Source organism: Lysobacterales bacterium, assembly GCA_016703225.1.
Lineage (GTDB): Bacteria > Pseudomonadota > Gammaproteobacteria > Xanthomonadales > Ahniellaceae > JADKHK01.
This window is the reverse complement of record JADJCM010000003.1, coordinates 235848-254980: the sequence shown is the minus strand read 5'-3', so window position 1 is coordinate 254980 and position 19133 is coordinate 235848. Positions and strand designations below refer to the sequence as shown.

The 19133-nt window shown below is 69.3% G+C and carries 6 protein-coding genes and 13 pseudogenes; 3 read left to right on the top strand and 16 right to left on the bottom strand.

Annotated features, from left to right (window positions below):
- Positions 1–57 precede the first annotated feature (57 nt).
- Positions 58–3894, bottom strand: coding sequence for an Ig-like domain repeat protein (locus tag IPG63_14350; GenBank protein MBK6728393.1), 3837 nt, complete (start codon positions 3892–3894; stop codon positions 58–60).
- Positions 3895–4074: 180 nt separating this feature from the next.
- On the opposite strand from IPG63_14350, the gene IPG63_14345 reads away from it, so the two are divergent.
- From IPG63_14345 to IPG63_14335, 3 genes are all read left to right on the top strand, one after another.
- On the top strand, positions 4075–4500 hold the full coding sequence (locus IPG63_14345; GenBank protein ID MBK6728392.1) for a PilN domain-containing protein: 426 nt from the start codon (positions 4075–4077) through the stop codon (positions 4498–4500).
- Complete coding sequence (locus IPG63_14340; protein ID MBK6728391.1) at positions 4500–5174, top strand: class II aldolase/adducin family protein; 675 nt, start codon at positions 4500–4502, stop codon at positions 5172–5174. Before IPG63_14345 ends, IPG63_14340 begins: the two co-directional genes overlap by 1 nt.
- 77 nt (positions 5175–5251) lie before the next feature.
- The gene (locus IPG63_14335) at positions 5252–6877 is read left to right on the top strand and encodes a hypothetical protein (GenBank protein ID MBK6728390.1); all 1626 of its coding nucleotides are present in this window, start codon (positions 5252–5254) and stop codon (positions 6875–6877) included.
- A 68-nt stretch (positions 6878–6945) separates the two neighbouring features.
- On the opposite strand, the gene IPG63_14330 is transcribed toward IPG63_14335, so the two are convergent.
- The 15 genes and pseudogenes from IPG63_14330 to IPG63_14260 all read right to left on the bottom strand — a co-directional run bounded on the left by IPG63_14330 (position 6946) and on the right by IPG63_14260 (position 19132).
- Complete coding sequence (locus tag IPG63_14330; GenBank protein MBK6728389.1) at positions 6946–8376, bottom strand: delta-60 repeat domain-containing protein; 1431 nt, start codon at positions 8374–8376, stop codon at positions 6946–6948.
- Between the two features lie 234 nt (positions 8377–8610).
- Positions 8611–14076 (bottom strand): DUF11 domain-containing protein, encoded by a 5466-nt coding sequence (locus IPG63_14325; GenBank protein MBK6728388.1) that lies wholly within the window; start codon positions 14074–14076, stop codon positions 8611–8613.
- Positions 14077–14488: 412 nt separating this feature from the next.
- Positions 14489–14848: pseudogene (locus tag IPG63_14320) on the bottom strand (hypothetical protein).
- Positions 14849–14857: 9 nt separating this feature from the next.
- Positions 14858–15217: pseudogene (locus tag IPG63_14315) on the bottom strand (hypothetical protein).
- Positions 15218–15226: 9 nt separating this feature from the next.
- Positions 15227–15586 (bottom strand): annotated as a pseudogene (locus IPG63_14310) (hypothetical protein).
- A 9-nt stretch (positions 15587–15595) separates the two neighbouring features.
- A pseudogene (locus tag IPG63_14305) lies at positions 15596–15955 on the bottom strand (hypothetical protein).
- Positions 15956–15964: 9 nt separating this feature from the next.
- A pseudogene (locus tag IPG63_14300) lies at positions 15965–16324 on the bottom strand (hypothetical protein).
- Positions 16325–16333: 9 nt separating this feature from the next.
- Positions 16334–16693 (bottom strand): annotated as a pseudogene (locus IPG63_14295) (hypothetical protein).
- A gap of 9 nt (positions 16694–16702) precedes the next feature.
- A pseudogene (locus IPG63_14290) lies at positions 16703–17062 on the bottom strand (hypothetical protein).
- A 9-nt stretch (positions 17063–17071) separates the two neighbouring features.
- A pseudogene (locus IPG63_14285) lies at positions 17072–17431 on the bottom strand (hypothetical protein).
- Positions 17432–17440: 9 nt separating this feature from the next.
- Positions 17441–17800, bottom strand: a pseudogene (locus IPG63_14280) (hypothetical protein).
- 9 nt (positions 17801–17809) lie between these two features.
- Positions 17810–18169: pseudogene (locus IPG63_14275) on the bottom strand (hypothetical protein).
- Positions 18170–18178: 9 nt separating this feature from the next.
- Positions 18179–18538: pseudogene (locus IPG63_14270) on the bottom strand (hypothetical protein).
- A gap of 9 nt (positions 18539–18547) precedes the next feature.
- Positions 18548–18907, bottom strand: a pseudogene (locus IPG63_14265) (hypothetical protein).
- A gap of 9 nt (positions 18908–18916) precedes the next feature.
- A pseudogene (locus tag IPG63_14260) lies at positions 18917–19132 on the bottom strand (hypothetical protein).
- Position 19133: the final 1 nt, after the last annotated feature.

The following is a 19133-nucleotide window of genomic DNA, read 5'->3' as shown; positions in this document are numbered from 1 at the left end:
AGGCGACAGAGCGCGCAGCGCGTCGTCAGGCGCACCCATCCGCGCGATGCGGCGGCCTCAGAGCGGTTCGCAGTCGAGATCGAAGCCGTTCGCGAACAGGGCGACGCGATCGGTGTCGCTGGCGCTGTTGTTGGAGGGGGTGCTGTCCTCGACGTCGATGCCCGCGGCGATGGTGGCGGTGTTGGTGACGACCGTTGGCGGCCCGTCGCCGACCGCGACCAGGAACCCGATCTCCACGTGGCTGCCCGCGGGCAGGTCCGCCAGCAGGTCAAGATCGCCGCTGCCGTTGCTGGCGCAGGCGGCTCCTGCGAAGGGGCTGCAAAACCACGAGTCGGCGCTGAGCACGCCGCTCGGCGCGTCCTGGATGCGCGTACCCGGGGCGTCGCTCGGGCCGGCGTTGCTGACGCTGATCCGGTACAGCGCGAAGCCGCCGGCCGGCACGAACGAGCACTGGTTGGTCTTGACCACGCTCAGGTCGGCGACACGGCGCGTGCTGTTGCTGTCGCTGGCCAGGTTGTTGGCGGGATTGGCGTCGGCGCGGTCGCTGCCGACCGCGAATCCGGCACTGACCGAGCCGACGTGGCTGGCCGCAAGCGTCGCCGTGAACAGGAAATCGAGCTGGCCGCCGGAGGCGATGTCGACCCACTGATCGAGCGCGCCGCTGCCATTCGCCGTCGTGCCGGAGGGCTGGCCGGCGATGCAACTCGCCGCACCGCTCGAGGTGCAGCTCCAGGCGCCCGCCGCGAGCGCCGGGTCGAGCAGCGACTGCACGCGCGCATTGGCGACCGCGGTCGGCCCGGCGCTGCCGACGCTGACGGCGTACTGGGTCGAGGTTCCCGCCACCATCTGGGTCTGTCCGTCGCTGACGCTGAGCGACAGGTCGGCGCCGTCCTCGACCCGATGCGGCACGGCGCTGGCGCTCGACGCCAGGAAACGGACGTCGCCGGCGTATTCAGCGCCGATGGCGTAGTCGCCGTTGGCCGGCAGGGCCAGCGTGCAACTGCCGCTGCCACCCGCCAGCGTGGCGTTGCAGGTGGCGCCCGCCGGCACGGTCGAAATGGCCACGACCCCACCCGGAGTGCCCGCGCCGGGAGCCGCCGCAACCACCATCACCTGCACGCTGACCGACTGGTTGGCGACCGAGGGATCGGGCGCGTCGGATTGAATCGTGGTCGTGCTCGCGGCGGCTTGCACGTCATGCGATGCGCTGCCGGAACTCGGCTGGAACAGCCCCTCGCCCGCGTACTGCGCGGTGATCGTGTGCGGGCCAACGTCCGCACTCGCCAGCGTGCAACTGCCGCTGCCGGCGAGCAGCGTCACCTGGCACTGCGCACCGGCGCCATCCTCCACCTGCACGTTGCCGGTCGGCGTGCCACTGCCCGAGACCGTGACCGGAACGTCGTAGCCCTGCCCGACCACCGATACCGCCGGAGTGATGGTGCCGATGCTGGTCGTGGTGGCCACGCTGGTCGGCAGCACGCGCGCGATCGGAAACGCTGCCATGCGGCCCGCCTCGGCGTTGTGCACGGTGATCGACAGGGACGAGCCCATCGAACCCTGCGTCACCGCACCCAGGGCGTCGAGCGCGAACGCCTGCACGTCGTGCAGCCCGAGCGTCAGCGGTACTGTAGCGTCGAAGCTGCCTGGTCCCGACGCCGTGGCTCGGCCGAGGGCACCGTGATCCACGCGATAGAACAATGCCAGCGGCTGCGGCGCATTCGGCGTCACGCTGGAACTGGCGGAGAAGTTCAGGGACGCGCTCGCTGACTCGGTGCGATGGCCGTTGCTGCTGGTGATCGTGGTGGTCAGAGGATGCGCCGCGGCCGGTTCGCTGTTCAGGCGCAGCAGGTTGCTGCCATCTGAAAAGAACGCGCGCCCGCGCAGCGGATCGAGCAGCGGCGCCTGCGCGCCACTGGCGAGGTTGCGCGAGACCATCGCGTTCGCCGGTCCGCGCAGCACCACCGCCTTGGCCTGCCCGCCCCCATCCATGCCAAGGGCGAAGCTGCGGTCGTTCACCGAATCCACCAGGACCCAGGACGCAGCCGTTCCGATGTCGAGCGTGCTCGGTGTCGCAAGCGTCGCCGTGTTGAGCAAGCTCAGGCGCGTCTCGAAACCCTGGTGGCCGATCAGCAACTGGCCGCGCTGCGGATTCAGCGCCATGCCGCCGGCATTCGCCACCAGGTTCACCTCGCTCGTTGCGAGCGTGCTGGCGTCGAGCACTGCCAGCTTCGGCACATTGAGCATGGACGCGAACAGCCGCTGCGTTGCGCGATCGAAGACCAGGCGCGTCGTGCGCGCGCTGAGCGTAACCGTGGTCGGCGTCAGCGTCGTACCGTCGATGCGGGTCAGTGTCTTCGCGGCATCGGTGTGGCCGACGTACACCGTGCCGGTCGCCTCGTCCAGCGCCAGGTAGTAGGGCTGGTCGGCGATGGCGATCGAACTGACCGCCAGCGTGGCGCAGGCCAGGATGCGCAACTGGTCGCCGTTGGTATCGGCCAGCAGAACGCGATCACGGGCGGCATCGACCAGCACCGACTGCATAGCGGTGGCGATCACCGCCGAGATGCGCACCTCCAGATCGTCTCCGTCGATCAGCGCCACGCGCCCATCGCTGAGCAGCGCCACGATGCGATTGCCGGCCGCATCAAACGCCAGCTGCGCGATCGCAGCAGCGGGCACCGGCACCACCGTGGTGACGGCGCCGGTCTCGGCGTCGATGAGGCGTAGGGTATCCGTGTAGTTGGCGGACACGATGCGCCGCTGCACACTGTCGAACACCTTCGAGGAACCGGGGATCGCGGCGGCGTGGGTCGCCACGTCGAGCGTGGCGCCGTCGATGACCGCAATGACGCCGGTGTTCTGGCACTTCACGTAGACCCGGTGCGTGACCGGGTTCAACGCGATGTAATTGGCCTGGCTGCCGCTGCAGGTGGCGATCCCCGCGACCACGGTCTGCGTGTCGGCATCGATCACGCTGGTCGATCCGGCGAGCCGGTTGACCACGAACAGGCGGCGGGTGCCCGCATCGAAGGCGAGCAACCCGGGGCGCGCACCGACCGCGATCGGCGTCGCCACGCGCGTGGCGCCGTCGATGACGGTGATCGCCGCCGGATCGGTCGAAGTCGGAGAGTGCGCGACGTAGATCTTGTTCAGCGCCGCGTCGATCACTAGGTCGCTCGGTCGCTCGGCCACCGCGATGTCGGTACGCGCCAGCGTCACCGCGTCGAACTCGGCGACGTTGCCGCCGTACTGGACGACGTAGAAGCGCCGGGTCTGGGGGTTGACCGCGATCGCGATCGGATCAAACACCGAAGCGAGCGTCTGCACCGCATGGCTGCTGCCGTCGATCACGTGCACGGAGGCCGAGGCGGCGTTGCCGAGGAAGATCTGATTGGCGAGCGGATCGACCGCGATGATGCCGCCGCCGACCCCGCCGATCAGCGCGATTTCGCTGTCGTCGTCAGCATCGAGCACGCGCAGCCCCGAGCCGCCCGGAACATAGACACGGCCGCTCGCGAGGTTGAAGGCGATCGCGCCGGATCCGGCGATGCTGGTGACGATGGCGTGGGTGTCGCCGTCGAGCACCTGCACCAGGCTGCCGCTGCTCTGCACGTACACGCGATTGCTGATCGGGTTGACCGCGATGCCGGCCGGAAACGTCGAAGGCGGCATCACCATGTTGGTGACGGCGTGGCTGTAGCCATCCACCCGGACCACCGAGCCGCCACCGCTGTTGCTCACGTACAGCGTGTTGGTACGCGGGTTCACCGCCATCAGCTCCCCGGCGGCCCCGATGCTGCCGATCAGCGTCTGCGCCGAGGCAGTACGGCTGGGGAAAAGTGTCAGCGCGAGCAACGCCGCAGCGCCGAGCAGGATCGTGGTCGAGCGACGCATGAGCCCCCCTCGTGCGCGTGCCGGGCGACGGGGTGACCGACCGGACCTGCCGCACCCGAAAAGGCGCACCGCGAAAGGCTAGTACCGCTTGCGGCAGGTCACAAGTGACCGCGGTTGCCGCTCCCGCGGCGCCGTGCTTTGATGGGAATCCTCCTGTTCGAAGCGTCTGGAGCGCGGACCATGGATTTGACTCGATTGCTGGCGGCCTGGCTGTTCCTCGCCGCCCTCACGCTGGCCGGAAGTAACATCGCGAAGGAACCTTCGGGTGAATCTTCGGCACCGGCAGAGGTTCAGCGCACCGCGCGCGAACTGGCCCCGGCCACCTTGCGCGTCGAGCGCATCGAGGCAATGGGCGAGGACCAGCGCAAGTTCAAGATCAGCGGCCGCGCCGACCGCAACGCCACGATCAGCGCGTACCTGCGCGCACTGGATGCCTCGGCGAAGTTCGAGCGCACGGAACTGCTGCAGATCATGCTCGACGCCGACGGCCGACCGAGCTTCGCGATCATGGTGCAGCGCGCGCGCCCGATCGAGGTCGAAACCGCACAAGCACCGGCGCCAGCCGGCACGAACGCCCCGCCGCAACCGGCAAGGAATCCGCAGTGATTCAGGACACCGAACTGGAAGGCCGCCTGCGTTTCGCCGTCATCGAGGCGTCGCGGCGGCTGCTCGACGCGCGACTGAATACCGGCACCGCCGGCAATGTCAGCGTGCGCTTTGGCAATGACTACCTGATCTCGCCAAGCGGCCTCGACCCGCATCGCACGACCCCGGCCGATGTCGTCATGCTGCATCCGGACGGCAGCCACAGCGGCCGGCGCGCACCATCGAGCGAGTGGCCGTTCCATCTCGATCTGTACACGGCACGGCCCGACATCAGCGCGATCATCCACACGCATTCGCCATTCGCGACCACGCTTGCCTGCCAGCGGCGCGAGATTCCGCCGTTCCACTACACCGTCGCGCGCTTCGGCGGCGACACGGTGCGCTGCGCGGCCTACGCGGCCTTCGGCAGCAAGACGCTGTCGCAGGCGCTGCAGGTGGCGATGCAGGACCGCCGCGCCTGCCTGATGGCCAACCACGGCGCAGCGGTGATGGGCCGCAGCATCGAGGAAGCGATCGACCTCGCCTTCGAGCTGGAACTGCTGAGCGAGCTGTACTGGCGATCCCTGCAGGGCGGCCCGCCGGTACTGCTCACCGCGGCGGAGATGGCCGACGTGCGCGAGCGCTACCGCAGCTACGGCCGCCAGCCGCCGCTGCCGGAGGACGTCGCCGGCTGAGCATCGGCGGCACGCGCGGAGTATGCTCGGCGCGCGCCCGGCACCGGGCCGGGCCCTGCTCCGCGGAGGGACTGGTCATGCCCGTCGTCACCCACCGGTTGCATGGACGAACCGCACTGCTGCTGGCGCTGGTCTGCGCCGCGTTTCCCGAACGACTGCAAGCGCAAGCGCCCGATGCCGGTTTTTTGGAAGTGCCGGTCGAGCATTACGGCCACGAGCGCATCGTGGCCGGGCCGAACCTGCCGGCCGGCCTCGGCCTGACCACGACGCCACCCTACGCCGCGGCCGACGTGACCATCAGCGGCAATGGCACTCGCCTGTGGTTCGTGCTCTACAACCACTTCCAGAATCCGCGGCACCAGGTATTCAGCATCGGCGTCGATGGCAGCAGTCCGGCGCAGTCGGCGCTCAGCGGCACGGTCAACGATCCGGGCACGACGCTGAACGGCCTGTTCGTGCGCACCGATCTCGATGGCGACATCGCGATGCTCGACTCGACCACGCAGTTCTGGCGCATCCTCGGCGCCGGTGCGCCGATGCAGCTGATGTTCGACCTGACCGGGCCGAACTACGCGCTCGCCGACGGCCAGCAGCGACTGACCCACGATGGCACGCTGGGCGTGTTTCTGGACCGCTGGCAGTTGCGCGTATTCCGCGTGGACCTGACGGCACCGAGCCCAGCGGCGACGCCGATCGCCACTGCCGCGTTCTTCTCGTACCTCGGCATGAACCCGCGCTCGATGTTCGGCTTCGACCTGAGCGCCGACGGCGGGCACTGGTATGTCGGCGCCGAGAACCACGACTACGGCATCGGCCGCAACCGCTACTGGATCAATCACGGCAGCGGTACCGTCGCCCCGACGCGCGTGGTCGAGAACATCGGCGACGACGCCCAGCCGGTGAGTCGCGACCAGCAGGTGAGCGACGACGGCAGCCGCTTCGGCTACTGCGTCGATGGCGTCACCGGCGTACCGGCCAGTTGCTTTCTGCAGTCACCGGGCAGTGCGGCGCGCGTGCATCTGCACGATGGCGCGCGCTACACCGGGCGCATGGTGCTGGCCGACGACGGCAGTCGCGTGTACCTGCTCAGCGATCCGCAGACCGGCAATCCCTACGGCTATTTCCAGAGCGCCGACGCACTCGAGCGCCGCGTTGCCGGCTCGCAGCGTCTGCTCGGCAGTCCCAATCCCTTCGTGCTGCGTGCGCAGCTGAGTGACGACGGCCGCACGCTGGTCGGCCCCTCCTCGCTCGGCGTGTACGTGCTGCGTGACGGCGAACCGGCGCCGACCGATTTCACCCGTGCGTTGCGCGTGCTCTACCGCTACGACCCCGGCACCGACGAACTGGTGACGCGGGTGCAGATTGCCGACGGCGGTCGCGGTCTCGAACGCATCTACACGCTGCCGTTGTGGCGCGGGTTGGAACCAACCCGCTACCTGGGCGAAGTCGAGAACCCGCTGTACTGGGACCGCAGCGGCGGCGGCGTCAACTGGAGCACGACGTTCACGCCGGTCGACGGCCATTCCGGCTGGCACGAACGCCGCATGCCGTTGCAGGGCAAGCTCGGTCGCCTGAACGCGGACTTCCAGTTCCGCCTGGTGGTGGTCGAAGGCAGCGGCCACCGCACCGCCCTCTACGACGTGACCCCGCGACCCTACGTGCACTTCGACGGCTTCGAGACCGCGCCGACGTTCACGCCCTGAACCGAAGGCCGTTCCCGATCGGCGATGGGGGCTGCACGCCTGCCGTCCGGGCGCGCAGCGGGCGCGTGTCAGCCCTCGAAACCGTTGACGAACAGTGCATCGGGATTGCCGCCGAGCCGGAACAGGAATGCGTCGCGGTTGGCGGAGCCATTGAAGTCGCCCACCCCGAGGATGCGCGCGCCATCGAATCCCAACGCACGCAGCGCACGGTCGTCGGCCGCGGGTGCCGCGAAGTACTCGACCAGCGCGCTGGCGCCACCGAAACCCGCATCCAGTTGGCCGTTGTCGCCCATGCGGGCGATGAAGATGCGCCGCAGCGTCGCGTGTTCGCCCTGCCCGCCCACCACCAGCCGCCCCAAGGCGTCGAGCGCGAGCGAACTCGGCGTCAACGGCACGCTGCTCAGAGCGAGGTTCTGGAAGCCCGGCGTGGCCGGTGCACCGAAGCTGCTGTCGAGTTCGCCATTGGCATTGAGCCGCACGAACAGCAGCCGTTCGGCGGCTGCCGATGCCAGCGTCGCCTGACCGCCGAGCACGATCCGGCCGACCCCGTCGCGCAGCACGACGGTGGTCGCCAGATCGGTGACGGTTTGCCCGTCGATCTGCAGGTTGCGCACCACCCGGCGACCGCTGTTGGCGCCAGCCACCGACGCAGCGATGCACGCGCTGCTGGCGCAGAAGCTGGTGTCCAGTTGGCCCGTGGTGGCGGTCAGCTGCGCTGCGGCCGGTAGGCAGCCGAGCGCGACGGTGCAGGACTGCGCAAGCGCCAGCACGCGCCCGTCCGCCAGCGTGGACAGGCCGACCACGGTGTCGCGGGCCGCATTCGCACCCGGTTGCAGATCGATGATCTTGAAGCCGAAGCCATCGCCCCAGGTCGTCACCGGCGCTCCGTTCGTGCCACTGATCCGCTGCAGCAGGAGGTCGCCGTTGCCCTGGTCCAAATTGGCCGCGGAGACCAGATCGCCGCTCGGCAACTGCGTCACTGCCACCATCCGGTTTGCGGCGCTGGAGCCGAAGAGGTAGCAGGCGATGCCTTCGTTGCCGACACCTCCGGTGAAGCTGAGGTCGCGACCGCCGTCTGCGAGCAGCCGCATCACGCAGGACGCCGCGCCCACCGCGGTGCCATCGAGGATCGTCCCTGCGACCAGGATGCGGTTTTGCGAGTCGATCAACGCACCGCGGAACTCCGTCCAGTCGGCGAGGACTCTTACGAAGCCGTGGCCCGATCCGAAGCTGGTGTCCACGCTGCCATCCGCCAGGTCGCGAAACAGCATCAGCTCGAAGGGTCGCAGCGGATCCAGCGGGGTCGGATTGCGTCGCACGACGATCACGATGCGCCGGTCGAACCCGTCGCGCAGAATCGCCAGACCCTCATCCGCCTCGTTGCTCGCAGACGGCTGGTAGCTCAACATGCGCTGCCCGCCGATGCCGAAACTCGTATCCAGAGTGCTGTCCAGAGCCGCCACGGTACCGGAGCACAAGCAGCCCACGACGACTGCCATCCACCGCATCCAGATCGACATCGCGCACCCCTCGCGTCCAGGGACAGGATCATCGCCGCCGATGCTACGCCCGGATTCCGCGCGAGTGCTACCGCTGCGGCCCGCAGCCGCGATCGTCCTCGCCGAAACACGCAGTGCGGGCGTCCGCCACAGCACGCGCGAGGCCGCGGTCATGGCCGCACGCGCGGTGTCTCGGCAACGCCGGGGTCTCGCTCGCCCCGGCGCCTTGCTCGATCAGTCGAACTGGCGTCCGCCCGTGAACGCGAATCCCCAGACGGCCAGTGCCAGCAACAGCAAGGCCCAGCGCGCGTCGAGCGGAACCGGAACCAGCGGCGTGCCCGGACCGACGTTGATCACGACCACCGGATCGTCGTCGTTGTTGTTGGCCGGATCGCTGTCACCACCGCCGCTGACCATCGCGCTGTTCAGCAGATTGTCGGGCGCACCCACATCCACCGTGACGCCGATGGTGATCGGCGGGAAGCTCGCGCCCGCGGCCAACGCATCGGCGCGGGTGCAGGTCAGCGTCGCCAGCACACAGCTCCAGCCTGTGCCGCCGATGCTGTCCGCAGTCAGGCCCACCGGCAGCGTGTCAACCACCGTCACCAGTCCGCTGCTCGCGGCGCTGCCGACGTTGCTGATCGTCAGCGTGTAGATGCCGCCGGGCTGGCCACGCACGAAGCTGCCGCTGTGCGTCTTGACCAGGGCCAGATCGGTCCGCGTCACCGGAACCACGACGGTGTCATCGCAACGCGGTGCGGCGGGACAGCCTGGATCACCGCCACCAGTCGCCACCGCGGTGTTGGTCGCATCGGTCGCTGAATCACCGACGATCACGTTCAAGGTCAGCACCGTGCTGGCACCGGCGCCAAGCACGCCCGCGTAGGTGCAGACCAGGTTGCTGGTGCCGACGCAACTCCATCCGGCGCCGATCGCCGACTGCAGCGAGATGCCGGCCGGCAGGTTGTCGGTGATGACGATCGGCGCGGTGGTCGCCGCGCTGCCGCTGTTGAGCACGGTGATGGCGTAGGCCGCCGGTTGACCGATGACGAAGGGATTCGGCGATGCCGTCTTGGTCAGGGTCAGTTGCGGCGCGACCAGCGGCACCAGCACGGTGTCATCGCAGCGTGCATCCGCCGGGCAGGTCGGGTCGCCGCCGCCACTCACGGTCGCGGTGTTGTCGCCATTCACTGCACTGATCGTCGGCGTCACCGGGATCACGAAGCTGACGCTCGCGGCCGGTGCGAGACCCGCAGCAATCGTGCAGGTCACGACCTGGCCTGCGGCACCGCAGCCGGCGGGCATCGCACCGAGGGTGATGCCGGCATTGATCGTGTCGCTGATCGTTGCGACCGCGGTCGTTGCGGTCGTGCCGGTGTTCTGCACGGTGATGGTGTAGCTCGCGGGCACGCCGACGGTCCACGGCGTCGCGCTCGCGGTCTTGGTCAGGGTCAGTTGCGGCGCAACCAGCGGCACCAGCACGGTGTCATCGCAGCGCGCATCCGCCGGGCAGGTCGGGTCGCCGCCGCCACTCACGGTCGCGGTGTTGTCGCCATTCACTGCACTGATCGTCGGCGTCACCGGGATCACGAAGCTGACGCTCGCGGCCGGTGCGAGACCCGCAGCAATCGTGCAGGTCACGACCTGGCCTGCGGCACCGCAGCCGGCGGGCATCGCACCGAGGGTGATGCCGGCATTGATCGTGTCGCTGATCGTTGCGACCGCGGTCGTTGCGGTCGTGCCGGTGTTCTGCACGGTGATGGTGTAGCTCGCGGGCACGCCGACGGTCCACGGCGTCGCGCTCGCGGTCTTGGTCAGGGTCAGTTGCGGCGCGACCAGCGGCACCAGCACGGTGTCATCGCAGCGCGCATCCGCCGGGCAGGTCGGGTCGCCGCCGCCACTCACCGTCGCGGTGTTGACGACATTCACGGCACTGATCGTCGGCGTCACCGGGATCACGAAGCTGACGCTCGCGGCCGGTGCGAGACCCGCAGCAATCGTGCAGGTCACGACCTGGCCTGCGGCACCGCAGCCGGCGGGCATCGCACCGAGGGTGATGCCGGCATTGATCGTGTCGCTGATCGTTGCGACCGCGGTCGTTGCGGTCGTGCCGGTGTTCTGCACGGTGATCGTGTAGCTCGCCGGTACACCGACGGTCCACGGGGTCGCGCTTGCAGTCTTGGTCAGGGTCAGTTGCGGCACCACGAGCGGCACCAGCACGGTGTCACTGCAGCGGGCAGCGACCGGACAGGTCGGGTCGCCACCGCCACTCACGGTCGCGGTGTTGTCGCCATTCACTGCACTGATCGTTGGGGTCACCGGGATCACGAAGCTGACGCTCGCGGCCACTGCGAGTCCAGCAGCAATCGTGCAGGTCACGGCCTGGCCTGCGGCACCGCAGCCCGCAGGCATGGCGCCGAGGGTGATGCCGGCATTGATCGTGTCGGTGATCGTCGCCACGGCGGTCGTCGCCGCGGTGCCGGTGTTCTGCACGGTGATGGTGTAGCTCGCGGGCACGCCGACGGTCCACGGCGTCGCGCTCGCGGTCTTGGTCAGGGTCAGTTGCGGCGCGACCAGCGGCACCAGCACGGTGTCATCGCAGCGCGCATCCGCCGGGCAGGTCGGGTCGCCGCCGCCACTCACGGTCGCGGTGTTGTCGCCATTCACTGCACTGATCGTCGGCGTCACCGGGATCACGAAGCTGACGCTCGCGGCCGGTGCGAGACCCGCAGCAATCGTGCAGGTCACGACCTGGCCTGCGGCACCGCAGCCGGCGGGCATCGCACCGAGGGTGATGCCGGCATTGATCGTGTCGCTGATCGTTGCGACCGCGGTCGTTGCGGTCGTGCCGGTGTTCTGCACGGTGATCGTGTAGCTCGCGGGCACGCCGACGGTCCACGGCGTCGCGCTCGCGGTCTTGGTCAGGGTCAGTTGCGGCGCGACCAGCGGCACCAGCACGGTGTCATCGCAGCGCGCATCCGCCGGGCAGGTCGGGTCGCCGCCGCCACTCACGGTCGCGGTGTTGTCGCCATTCACTGCACTGATCGTCGGCGTCACCGGGATCACGAAGCTGACGCTCGCGGCCGGTGCGAGACCCGCAGCAATCGTGCAGGTCACGACCTGGCCTGCGGCACCGCAGCCGGCGGGCATCGCACCGAGGGTGATGCCGGCATTGATCGTGTCGCTGATCGTTGCGACCGCGGTCGTTGCGGTCGTGCCGGTGTTCTGCACGGTGATGGTGTAGCTCGCGGGCACGCCGACGGTCCACGGCGTCGCGCTCGCGGTCTTGGTCAGGGTCAGTTGCGGCGCGACCAGCGGCACCAGCACGGTGTCATCGCAGCGCGCATCCGCCGGGCAGGTCGGGTCGCCGCCGCCACTCACCGTCGCGGTGTTGTCGCCATTCACTGCACTGATCGTCGGCGTCACCGGGATCACGAAGCTGACGCTCGCGGCCGGTGCGAGACCCGCAGCAATCGTGCAGGTCACGACCTGGCCTGCGGCACCGCAGCCGGCGGGCATCGCACCGAGGGTGATGCCGGCATTGATCGTGTCGCTGATCGTTGCGACCGCGGTCGTTGCGGTCGTGCCGGTGTTCTGCACGGTGATGGTGTAGCTCGCGGGCACGCCGACGGTCCACGGCGTCGCGCTCGCGGTCTTGGTCAGGGTCAGTTGCGGCGCGACCAGCGGCACCAGCACGGTGTCATCGCAGCGCGCATCCGCCGGGCAGGTCGGGTCGCCGCCGCCACTCACCGTCGCGGTGTTGTCGCCATTCACTGCACTGATCGTCGGCGTCACCGGGATCACGAAGCTGACGCTCGCGGCCGGTGCGAGACCCGCAGCAATCGTGCAGGTCACGACCTGGCCTGCGGCACCGCAGCCGGCGGGCATCGCACCGAGGGTGATGCCGGCATTGATCGTGTCGCTGATCGTTGCGACCGCGGTCGTTGCGGTCGTGCCGGTGTTCTGCACGGTGATGGTGTAGCTCGCGGGCACGCCGACGGTCCACGGCGTCGCGCTCGCGGTCTTGGTCAGGGTCAGTTGCGGCGCGACCAGCGGCACCAGCACGGTGTCATCGCAGCGCGCATCCGCCGGGCAGGTCGGGTCGCCGCCGCCACTCACCGTCGCGGTGTTGTCGCCATTCACTGCACTGATCGTCGGCGTCACCGGGATCACGAAGCTGACGCTCGCGGCCGGTGCGAGACCCGCAGCAATCGTGCAGGTCACGACCTGGCCTGCGGCACCGCAGCCGGCGGGCATCGCACCGCGGGTGATGCCGGCATTGATCGTGTCGCTGATCGTTGCGACCGCGGTCGTTGCGGTCGTGCCGGTGTTCTGCACGGTGATGGTGTAGCTCGCGGGCACGCCGACGGTCCACGGCGTCGCGCTCGCGGTCTTGGTCAGGGTCAGTTGCGGCGCGACCAGCGGCACCAGCACGGTGTCATCGCAGCGCGCATCCGCCGGGCAGGTCGGGTCGCCGCCGCCACTCACCGTCGCGGTGTTGTCGCCATTCACTGCACTGATCGTCGGCGTCACCGGGATCACGAAGCTGACGCTCGCGGCCGGTGCGAGACCCGCAGCAATCGTGCAGGTCACGACCTGGCCTGCGGCACCGCAGCCGGCGGGCATCGCACCGAGGGTGATGCCGGCATTGATCGTGTCGCTGATCGTTGCGACCGCGGTCGTTGCGGTCGTGCCGGTGTTCTGCACGGTGATGGTGTAGCTCGCGGGCACGCCGACGGTCCACGGCGTCGCGCTCGCGGTCTTGGTCAGGGTCAGTTGCGGCGCGACCAGCGGCACCAGCACGGTGTCATCGCAGCGCGCATCCGCCGGGCAGGTCGGGTCGCCGCCGCCACTCACCGTCGCGGTGTTGTCGCCATTCACTGCACTGATCGTCGGCGTCACCGGGATCACGAAGCTGACGCTCGCGGCCGGTGCGAGACCCGCAGCAATCGTGCAGGTCACGACCTGGCCTGCGGCACCGCAGCCGGCGGGCATCGCACCGAGGGTGATGCCGGCATTGATCGTGTCGCTGATCGTTGCGACCGCGGTCGTTGCGGTCGTGCCGGTGTTCTGCACGGTGATGGTGTAGCTCGCGGGCACGCCGACGGTCCACGGCGTCGCGCTCGCGGTCTTGGTCAGGGTCAGTTGCGGCGCGACCAGCGGCACCAGCACGGTGTCATCGCAGCGCGCATCCGCCGGGCAGGTCGGGTCGCCGCCGCCACTCACCGTCGCGGTGTTGTCGCCATTCACTGCACTGATCGTCGGCGTCACCGGGATCACGAAGCTGACGCTCGCGGCCGGTGCGAGACCCGCAGCAATCGTGCAGGTCACGACCTGGCCTGCGGCACCGCAGCCGGCGGGCATCGCACCGAGGGTGATGCCGGCATTGATCGTGTCGCTGATCGTTGCGACCGCGGTCGTTGCGGTCGTGCCGGTGTTCTGCACGGTGATGGTGTAGCTCGCGGGCACGCCGACGGTCCACGGCGTCGCGCTCGCGGTCTTGGTCAGGGTCAGTTGCGGCGCGACCAGCGGCACCAGCACGGTGTCATCGCAGCGCGCATCCGCCGGGCAGGTCGGGTCGCCGCCGCCACTCACCGTCGCGGTGTTGTCGCCATTCACTGCACTGATCGTCGGCGTCACCGGGATCACGAAGCTGACGCTCGCGGCCGGTGCGAGACCCGCAGCAATCGTGCAGGTCACGACCCTGGCCTGCGGCACCGCAGCCGGCGGGCATCGCACCGAGGGTGATGCCGGCATTGATCGTGTCGCTGATCGTTGCGACCGCGGTCGTTGCGGTCGTGCCGGTGTTCTGCACGGTGATCGTGTAGCTCGCCGGTACACCGACGGTCCACGGGGTCGCGCTTGCAGTCTTGGTCAGGGTCAGTTGCGGCACCACGAGCGGCACCAGCACGGTGTCACTGCAGCGGGCAGCGACCGGACAAGTCGGGTCGCCACCGCCACTCACGGTCGCGGTGTTGTCGCCATTCACTGCACTGATCGTCGGCGTCACCGGGATCACGAAGCTGACGCTCGCGGCCGGTGCCAGACCAGCAGCAATCGTGCAGGTCACGACCTGGCCTGCGGCACCGCAGCCCGCAGGCATGGCGCCGAGGGTGATGCCGGCATTGATCGTGTCGGTGATCGTCGCCACGGCGGTCGTCGCCGCGGTGCCGGTGTTCTGCACGGTGATCGTGTAGCTCGCCGGCACGCCGACCGTCCACGGAGTCGCGCTCGCGGTCTTGGTCAGGGTCAGTTGCGGCGCAACCAGCGGCACCAGCACGGTGTCATCGCAGCGCGCATCCGCCGGGCAGGTCGGGTCGCCGCCGCCACTCACGGTCGCGGTGTTGTCGCCATTCACTGCACTGATCGTCGGCGTCACCGGGATCACGAAGCTGACGCTCGCGGCCGGTGCGAGACCCGCAGCAATCGTGCAGGTCACGACCTGGCCTGCGGCACCGCAGCCGGCGGGCATCGCACCGAGGGTGATGCCGGCATTGATCGTGTCGCTGATCGTTGCGACCGCGGTCGTTGCGGTCGTGCCGGTGTTCTGCACGGTGATGGTGTAGCTCGCGGGCACGCCGACGGTCCACGGCGTCGCGCTCGCGGTCTTGGTCAGGGTCAGTTGCGGCACCACGAGCGGCACCAGCACGGTGTCACTGCAGCGGGCAGCGACCGGACAAGTCGGGTCGCCACCGCCACTCACGGTCGCGGTGTTGTCGCCATTCACTGCACTGATCGTCGGCGTCACCGGGATCACGAAGCTGACGCTCGCGGCCGGTGCGAGACCCGCAGCAATCGTGCAGGTCACGACCTGGCCTGCGGCACCGCAGCCGGCGGGCATCGCACCGAGGGTGATGCCGGCATTGATCGTGTCGCTGATCGTTGCGACCGCGGTCGTTGCGGTCGTGCCGGTGTTCTGCACGGTGATGGTGTAGCTCGCGGGCACGCCGACGGTCCACGGCGTCGCGCTCGCGGTCTTGGTCAGGGTCAGTTGCGGCGCGACCAGCGGCACCAGCACGGTGTCATCGCAGCGCGCATCCGCCGGGCAGGTCGGGTCGCCGCCGCCACTCACGGTCGCGGTGTTGTCGCCATTCACTGCACTGATCGTCGGCGTCACCGGGATCACGAAGCTGACGCTCGCGGCCGGTGCGAGACCCGCAGCAATCGTGCAGGTCACGACCTGGCCTGCGGCACCGCAGCCGGCGGGCATCGCACCGAGGGTGATGCCGGCATTGATCGTGTCGCTGATCGTTGCGACCGCGGTCGTTGCGGTCGTGCCGGTGTTCTGCACGGTGATCGTGTAGCTCGCCGGTACACCGACGGTCCACGGGGTCGCGCTTGCAGTCTTGGTCAGGGTCAGTTGCGGCACCACGAGCGGCACCAGCACGGTGTCACTGCAGCGGGCAGCGACCGGACAAGTCGGGTCGCCACCGCCACTCACGGTCGCGGTGTTGTCGCCATTCACTGCACTGATCGTCGGCGTCACCGGGATCACGAAGCTGACGCTCGCGGCCGGTGCCAGACCAGCAGCAATCGTGCAGGTCACGACCTGGCCTGCGGCACCGCAGCCCGCAGGCATGGCGCCGAGGGTGATGCCGGCATTGATCGTGTCGGTGATCGTCGCCACGGCGGTCGTCGCCGCGGTGCCGGTGTTCTGCACGGTGATGGTGTAGCTCGCGGGCACGCCGACGGTCCACGGCGTCGCGCTCGCGGTCTTGGTCAGGGTCAGTTGCGGCGCGACCAGCGGCACCAGCACGGTGTCATCGCAGCGCGCATCCGCCGGGCAGGTCGGGTCGCCGCCGCCACTCACGGTCGCGGTGTTGTCGCCATTCACTGCACTGATCGTCGGCGTCACCGGGATCACGAAGCTGACGCTCGCGGCCGGTGCGAGACCCGCAGCAATCGTGCAGGTCACGACCTGGCCTGCGGCACCGCAGCCGGCGGGCATCGCACCGAGGGTGATGCCGGCATTGATCGTGTCGCTGATCGTTGCGACCGCGGTCGTTGCGGTCGTGCCGGTGTTCTGCACGGTGATCGTGTAGCTCGCGGGCACGCCGACGGTCCACGGCGTCGCGCTCGCGGTCTTGGTCAGGGTCAGTTGCGGCGCGACCAGCGGCACCAGCACGGTGTCATCGCAGCGCGCATCCGCCGGGCAGGTCGGGTCGCCGCCGCCACTCACGGTCGCGGTGTTGTCGCCATTCACTGCACTGATCGTCGGCGTCACCGGGATCACGAAGCTGACGCTCGCGGCCGGTGCGAGACCCGCAGCAATCGTGCAGGTCACGACCTGGCCTGCGGCACCGCAGCCGGCGGGCATCGCACCGAGGGTGATGCCGGCATTGATCGTGTCGCTGATCGTTGCGACCGCGGTCGTTGCGGTCGTGCCGGTGTTCTGCACGGTGATGGTGTAGCTCGCGGGCACGCCGACGGTCCACGGCGTCGCGCTCGCGGTCTTGGTCAGGGTCAGTTGCGGCGCGACCAGCGGCACCAGCACGGTGTCATCGCAGCGCGCATCCGCCGGGCAGGTCGGGTCGCCGCCGCCACTCACCGTCGCGGTGTTGTCGCCATTCACTGCACTGATCGTCGGCGTCACCGGGATCACGAAGCTGACGCTCGCGGCCGGTGCGAGACCCGCAGCAATCGTGCAGGTCACGACCTGGCCTGCGGCACCGCAGCCGGCGGGCATCGCACCGAGGGTGATGCCGGCATTGATCGTGTCGCTGATCGTTGCGACCGCGGTCGTTGCGGTCGTGCCGGTGTTCTGCACGGTGATGGTGTAGCTCGCGGGCACGCCGACGGTCCACGGCGTCGCGCTCGCGGTCTTGGTCAGGGTCAGTTGCGGCGCGACCAGCGGCACCAGCACGGTGTCATCGCAGCGCGCATCCGCCGGGCAGGTCGGGTCGCCGCCGCCACTCACCGTCGCGGTGTTGTCGCCATTCACTGCACTGATCGTCGGCGTCACCGGGATCACGAAGCTGACGCTCGCGGCCGGTGCGAGACCCGCAGCAATCGTGCAGGTCACGACCTGGCCTGCGGCACCGCAGCCGGCGGGCATCGCACCGAGGGTGATGCCGGCATTGATCGTGTCGCTGATCGTTGCGACCGCGGTCGTTGCGGTCGTGCCGGTGTTCTGCACGGTGATGGTGTAGCTCGCGGGCACGCCGACGGTCCACGGCGTCGCGCTCGCGGTCTTGGTCAGGGTCAGTTGCGGCGCGACCAGCGGCACCAGCACGGTGTCATCGCAGCGCGCATCCGCCGGGCAGGTCGGGTCGCCGCCGCCACTCACCGTCGCGGTGTTGTCGCCATTCACTGCACTGATCGTCGGCGTCACCGGGATCACGAAGCTGACGCTCGCGGCCGGTGCGAGACCCGCAGCAATCGTGCAGGTCACGACCTGGCCTGCGGCACCGCAGCCGGCGGGCATCGCACCGAGGGTGATGCCGGCATTGATCGTGTCGCTGATCGTTGCGACCGCGGTCGTTGCGGTCGTGCCGGTGTTCTGCACGGTGATGGTGTAGCTCGCGGGCACGCCGACGGTCCACGGCGTCGCGCTCGCGGTCTTGGTCAGGGTCAGTTGCGGCGCGACCAGCGGCACCAGCACGGTGTCATCGCAGCGCGCATCCGCCGGGCAGGTCGGGTCGCCGCCGCCACTCACCGTCGCGGTGTTGTCGCCATTCACTGCACTGATCGTCGGCGTCACCGGGATCACGAAGCTGACGCTCGCGGCCGGTGCGAGACCCGCAGCAATCGTGCAGGTCACGACCTGGCCTGCGGCACCGCAGCCGGCGGGCATCGCACCGAGGGTGATGCCGGCATTGATCGTGTCGCTGATCGTTGCGACCGCGGTCGTTGCGGTCGTGCCGGTGTTCTGCACGGTGATGGTGTAGCTCGCGGGCACGCCGACGGTCCACGGCGTCGCGCTCGCGGTCTTGGTCAGGGTCAGTTGCGGCGCGACCAGCGGCACCAGCACGGTGTCATCGCAGCGCGCATCCGCCGGGCAGGTCGGGTCGCCGCCGCCACTCACCGTCGCGGTGTTGTCGCCATTCACTGCACTGATCGTCGGCGTCACCGGGATCACGAAGCTGACGCTCGCGGCCGGTGCGAGACCCGCAGCAATCGTGCAGGTCACGACCTGGCCTGCGGCACCGCAGCCGGCGGGCATCGCACCGAGGGTGATGCCGGCATTGATCGTGTCGCTGATCGTTGCGACCGCGGTCGTTGCGGTCGTGCCGGTGTTCTGCACGGTGATGGTGTAGCTCGCGGGCACGCCGACGGTCCACGGCGTCGCGCTCGCGGTCTTGGTCAGGGTCAGTTGCGGCGCGACCAGCGGCACCAGCACGGTGTCATCGCAGCGCGCATCCGCCGGGCAGGTCGGGTCGCCGCCGCCACTCACCGTCGCGGTGTTGTCGCCATTCACTGCACTGATCGTCGGCGTCACCGGGATCACGAAGCTGACGCTCGCGGCCGGTGCCAGACCAGCAGCAATCGTGCAGGTCACGACCTGGCCTGCGGCACCGCAGCCCGCGGGCATGGCGCCGAGGGTGATGCCGGCATTGATCGTGTCGCTGATCGTTGCGATGGCCGTCGTTGCGGTCGTGCCGGTGTTCTGCACGGTGATGGTGTAGCTCGCGGGCACGCCGACGGTCCACGGCGTCGCGCTCGCGGTCTTGGTCAGGGTCAGTTGCGGCGCGACGATATTGTCCGTGTCGGACGCGGAGTTATTGCCGGGTGTTGGATCGCCAACGCCACTCGGCATC

Bases quoted from the DNA above. Each gene is read 5' to 3' on its own strand.
- IPG63_14335 (MBK6728390.1), top strand. From the start codon at position 5,252: ATGCCCGTCGTCACCCACCGGTTGCATGGACGAACCGCACTGCTGCTG.
- IPG63_14345 (MBK6728392.1), top strand. From the start codon at position 4,075: ATGGATTTGACTCGATTGCTGGCGGCCTGGCTGTTCCTCGCCGCCCTC.
- IPG63_14350 (MBK6728393.1), bottom strand. From the start codon at position 3,894: ATGCGTCGCTCGACCACGATCCTGCTCGGCGCTGCGGCGTTGCTCGCG.
- IPG63_14330 (MBK6728389.1), bottom strand. From the start codon at position 8,376: ATGGCAGTCGTCGTGGGCTGCTTGTGCTCCGGTACCGTGGCGGCTCTG.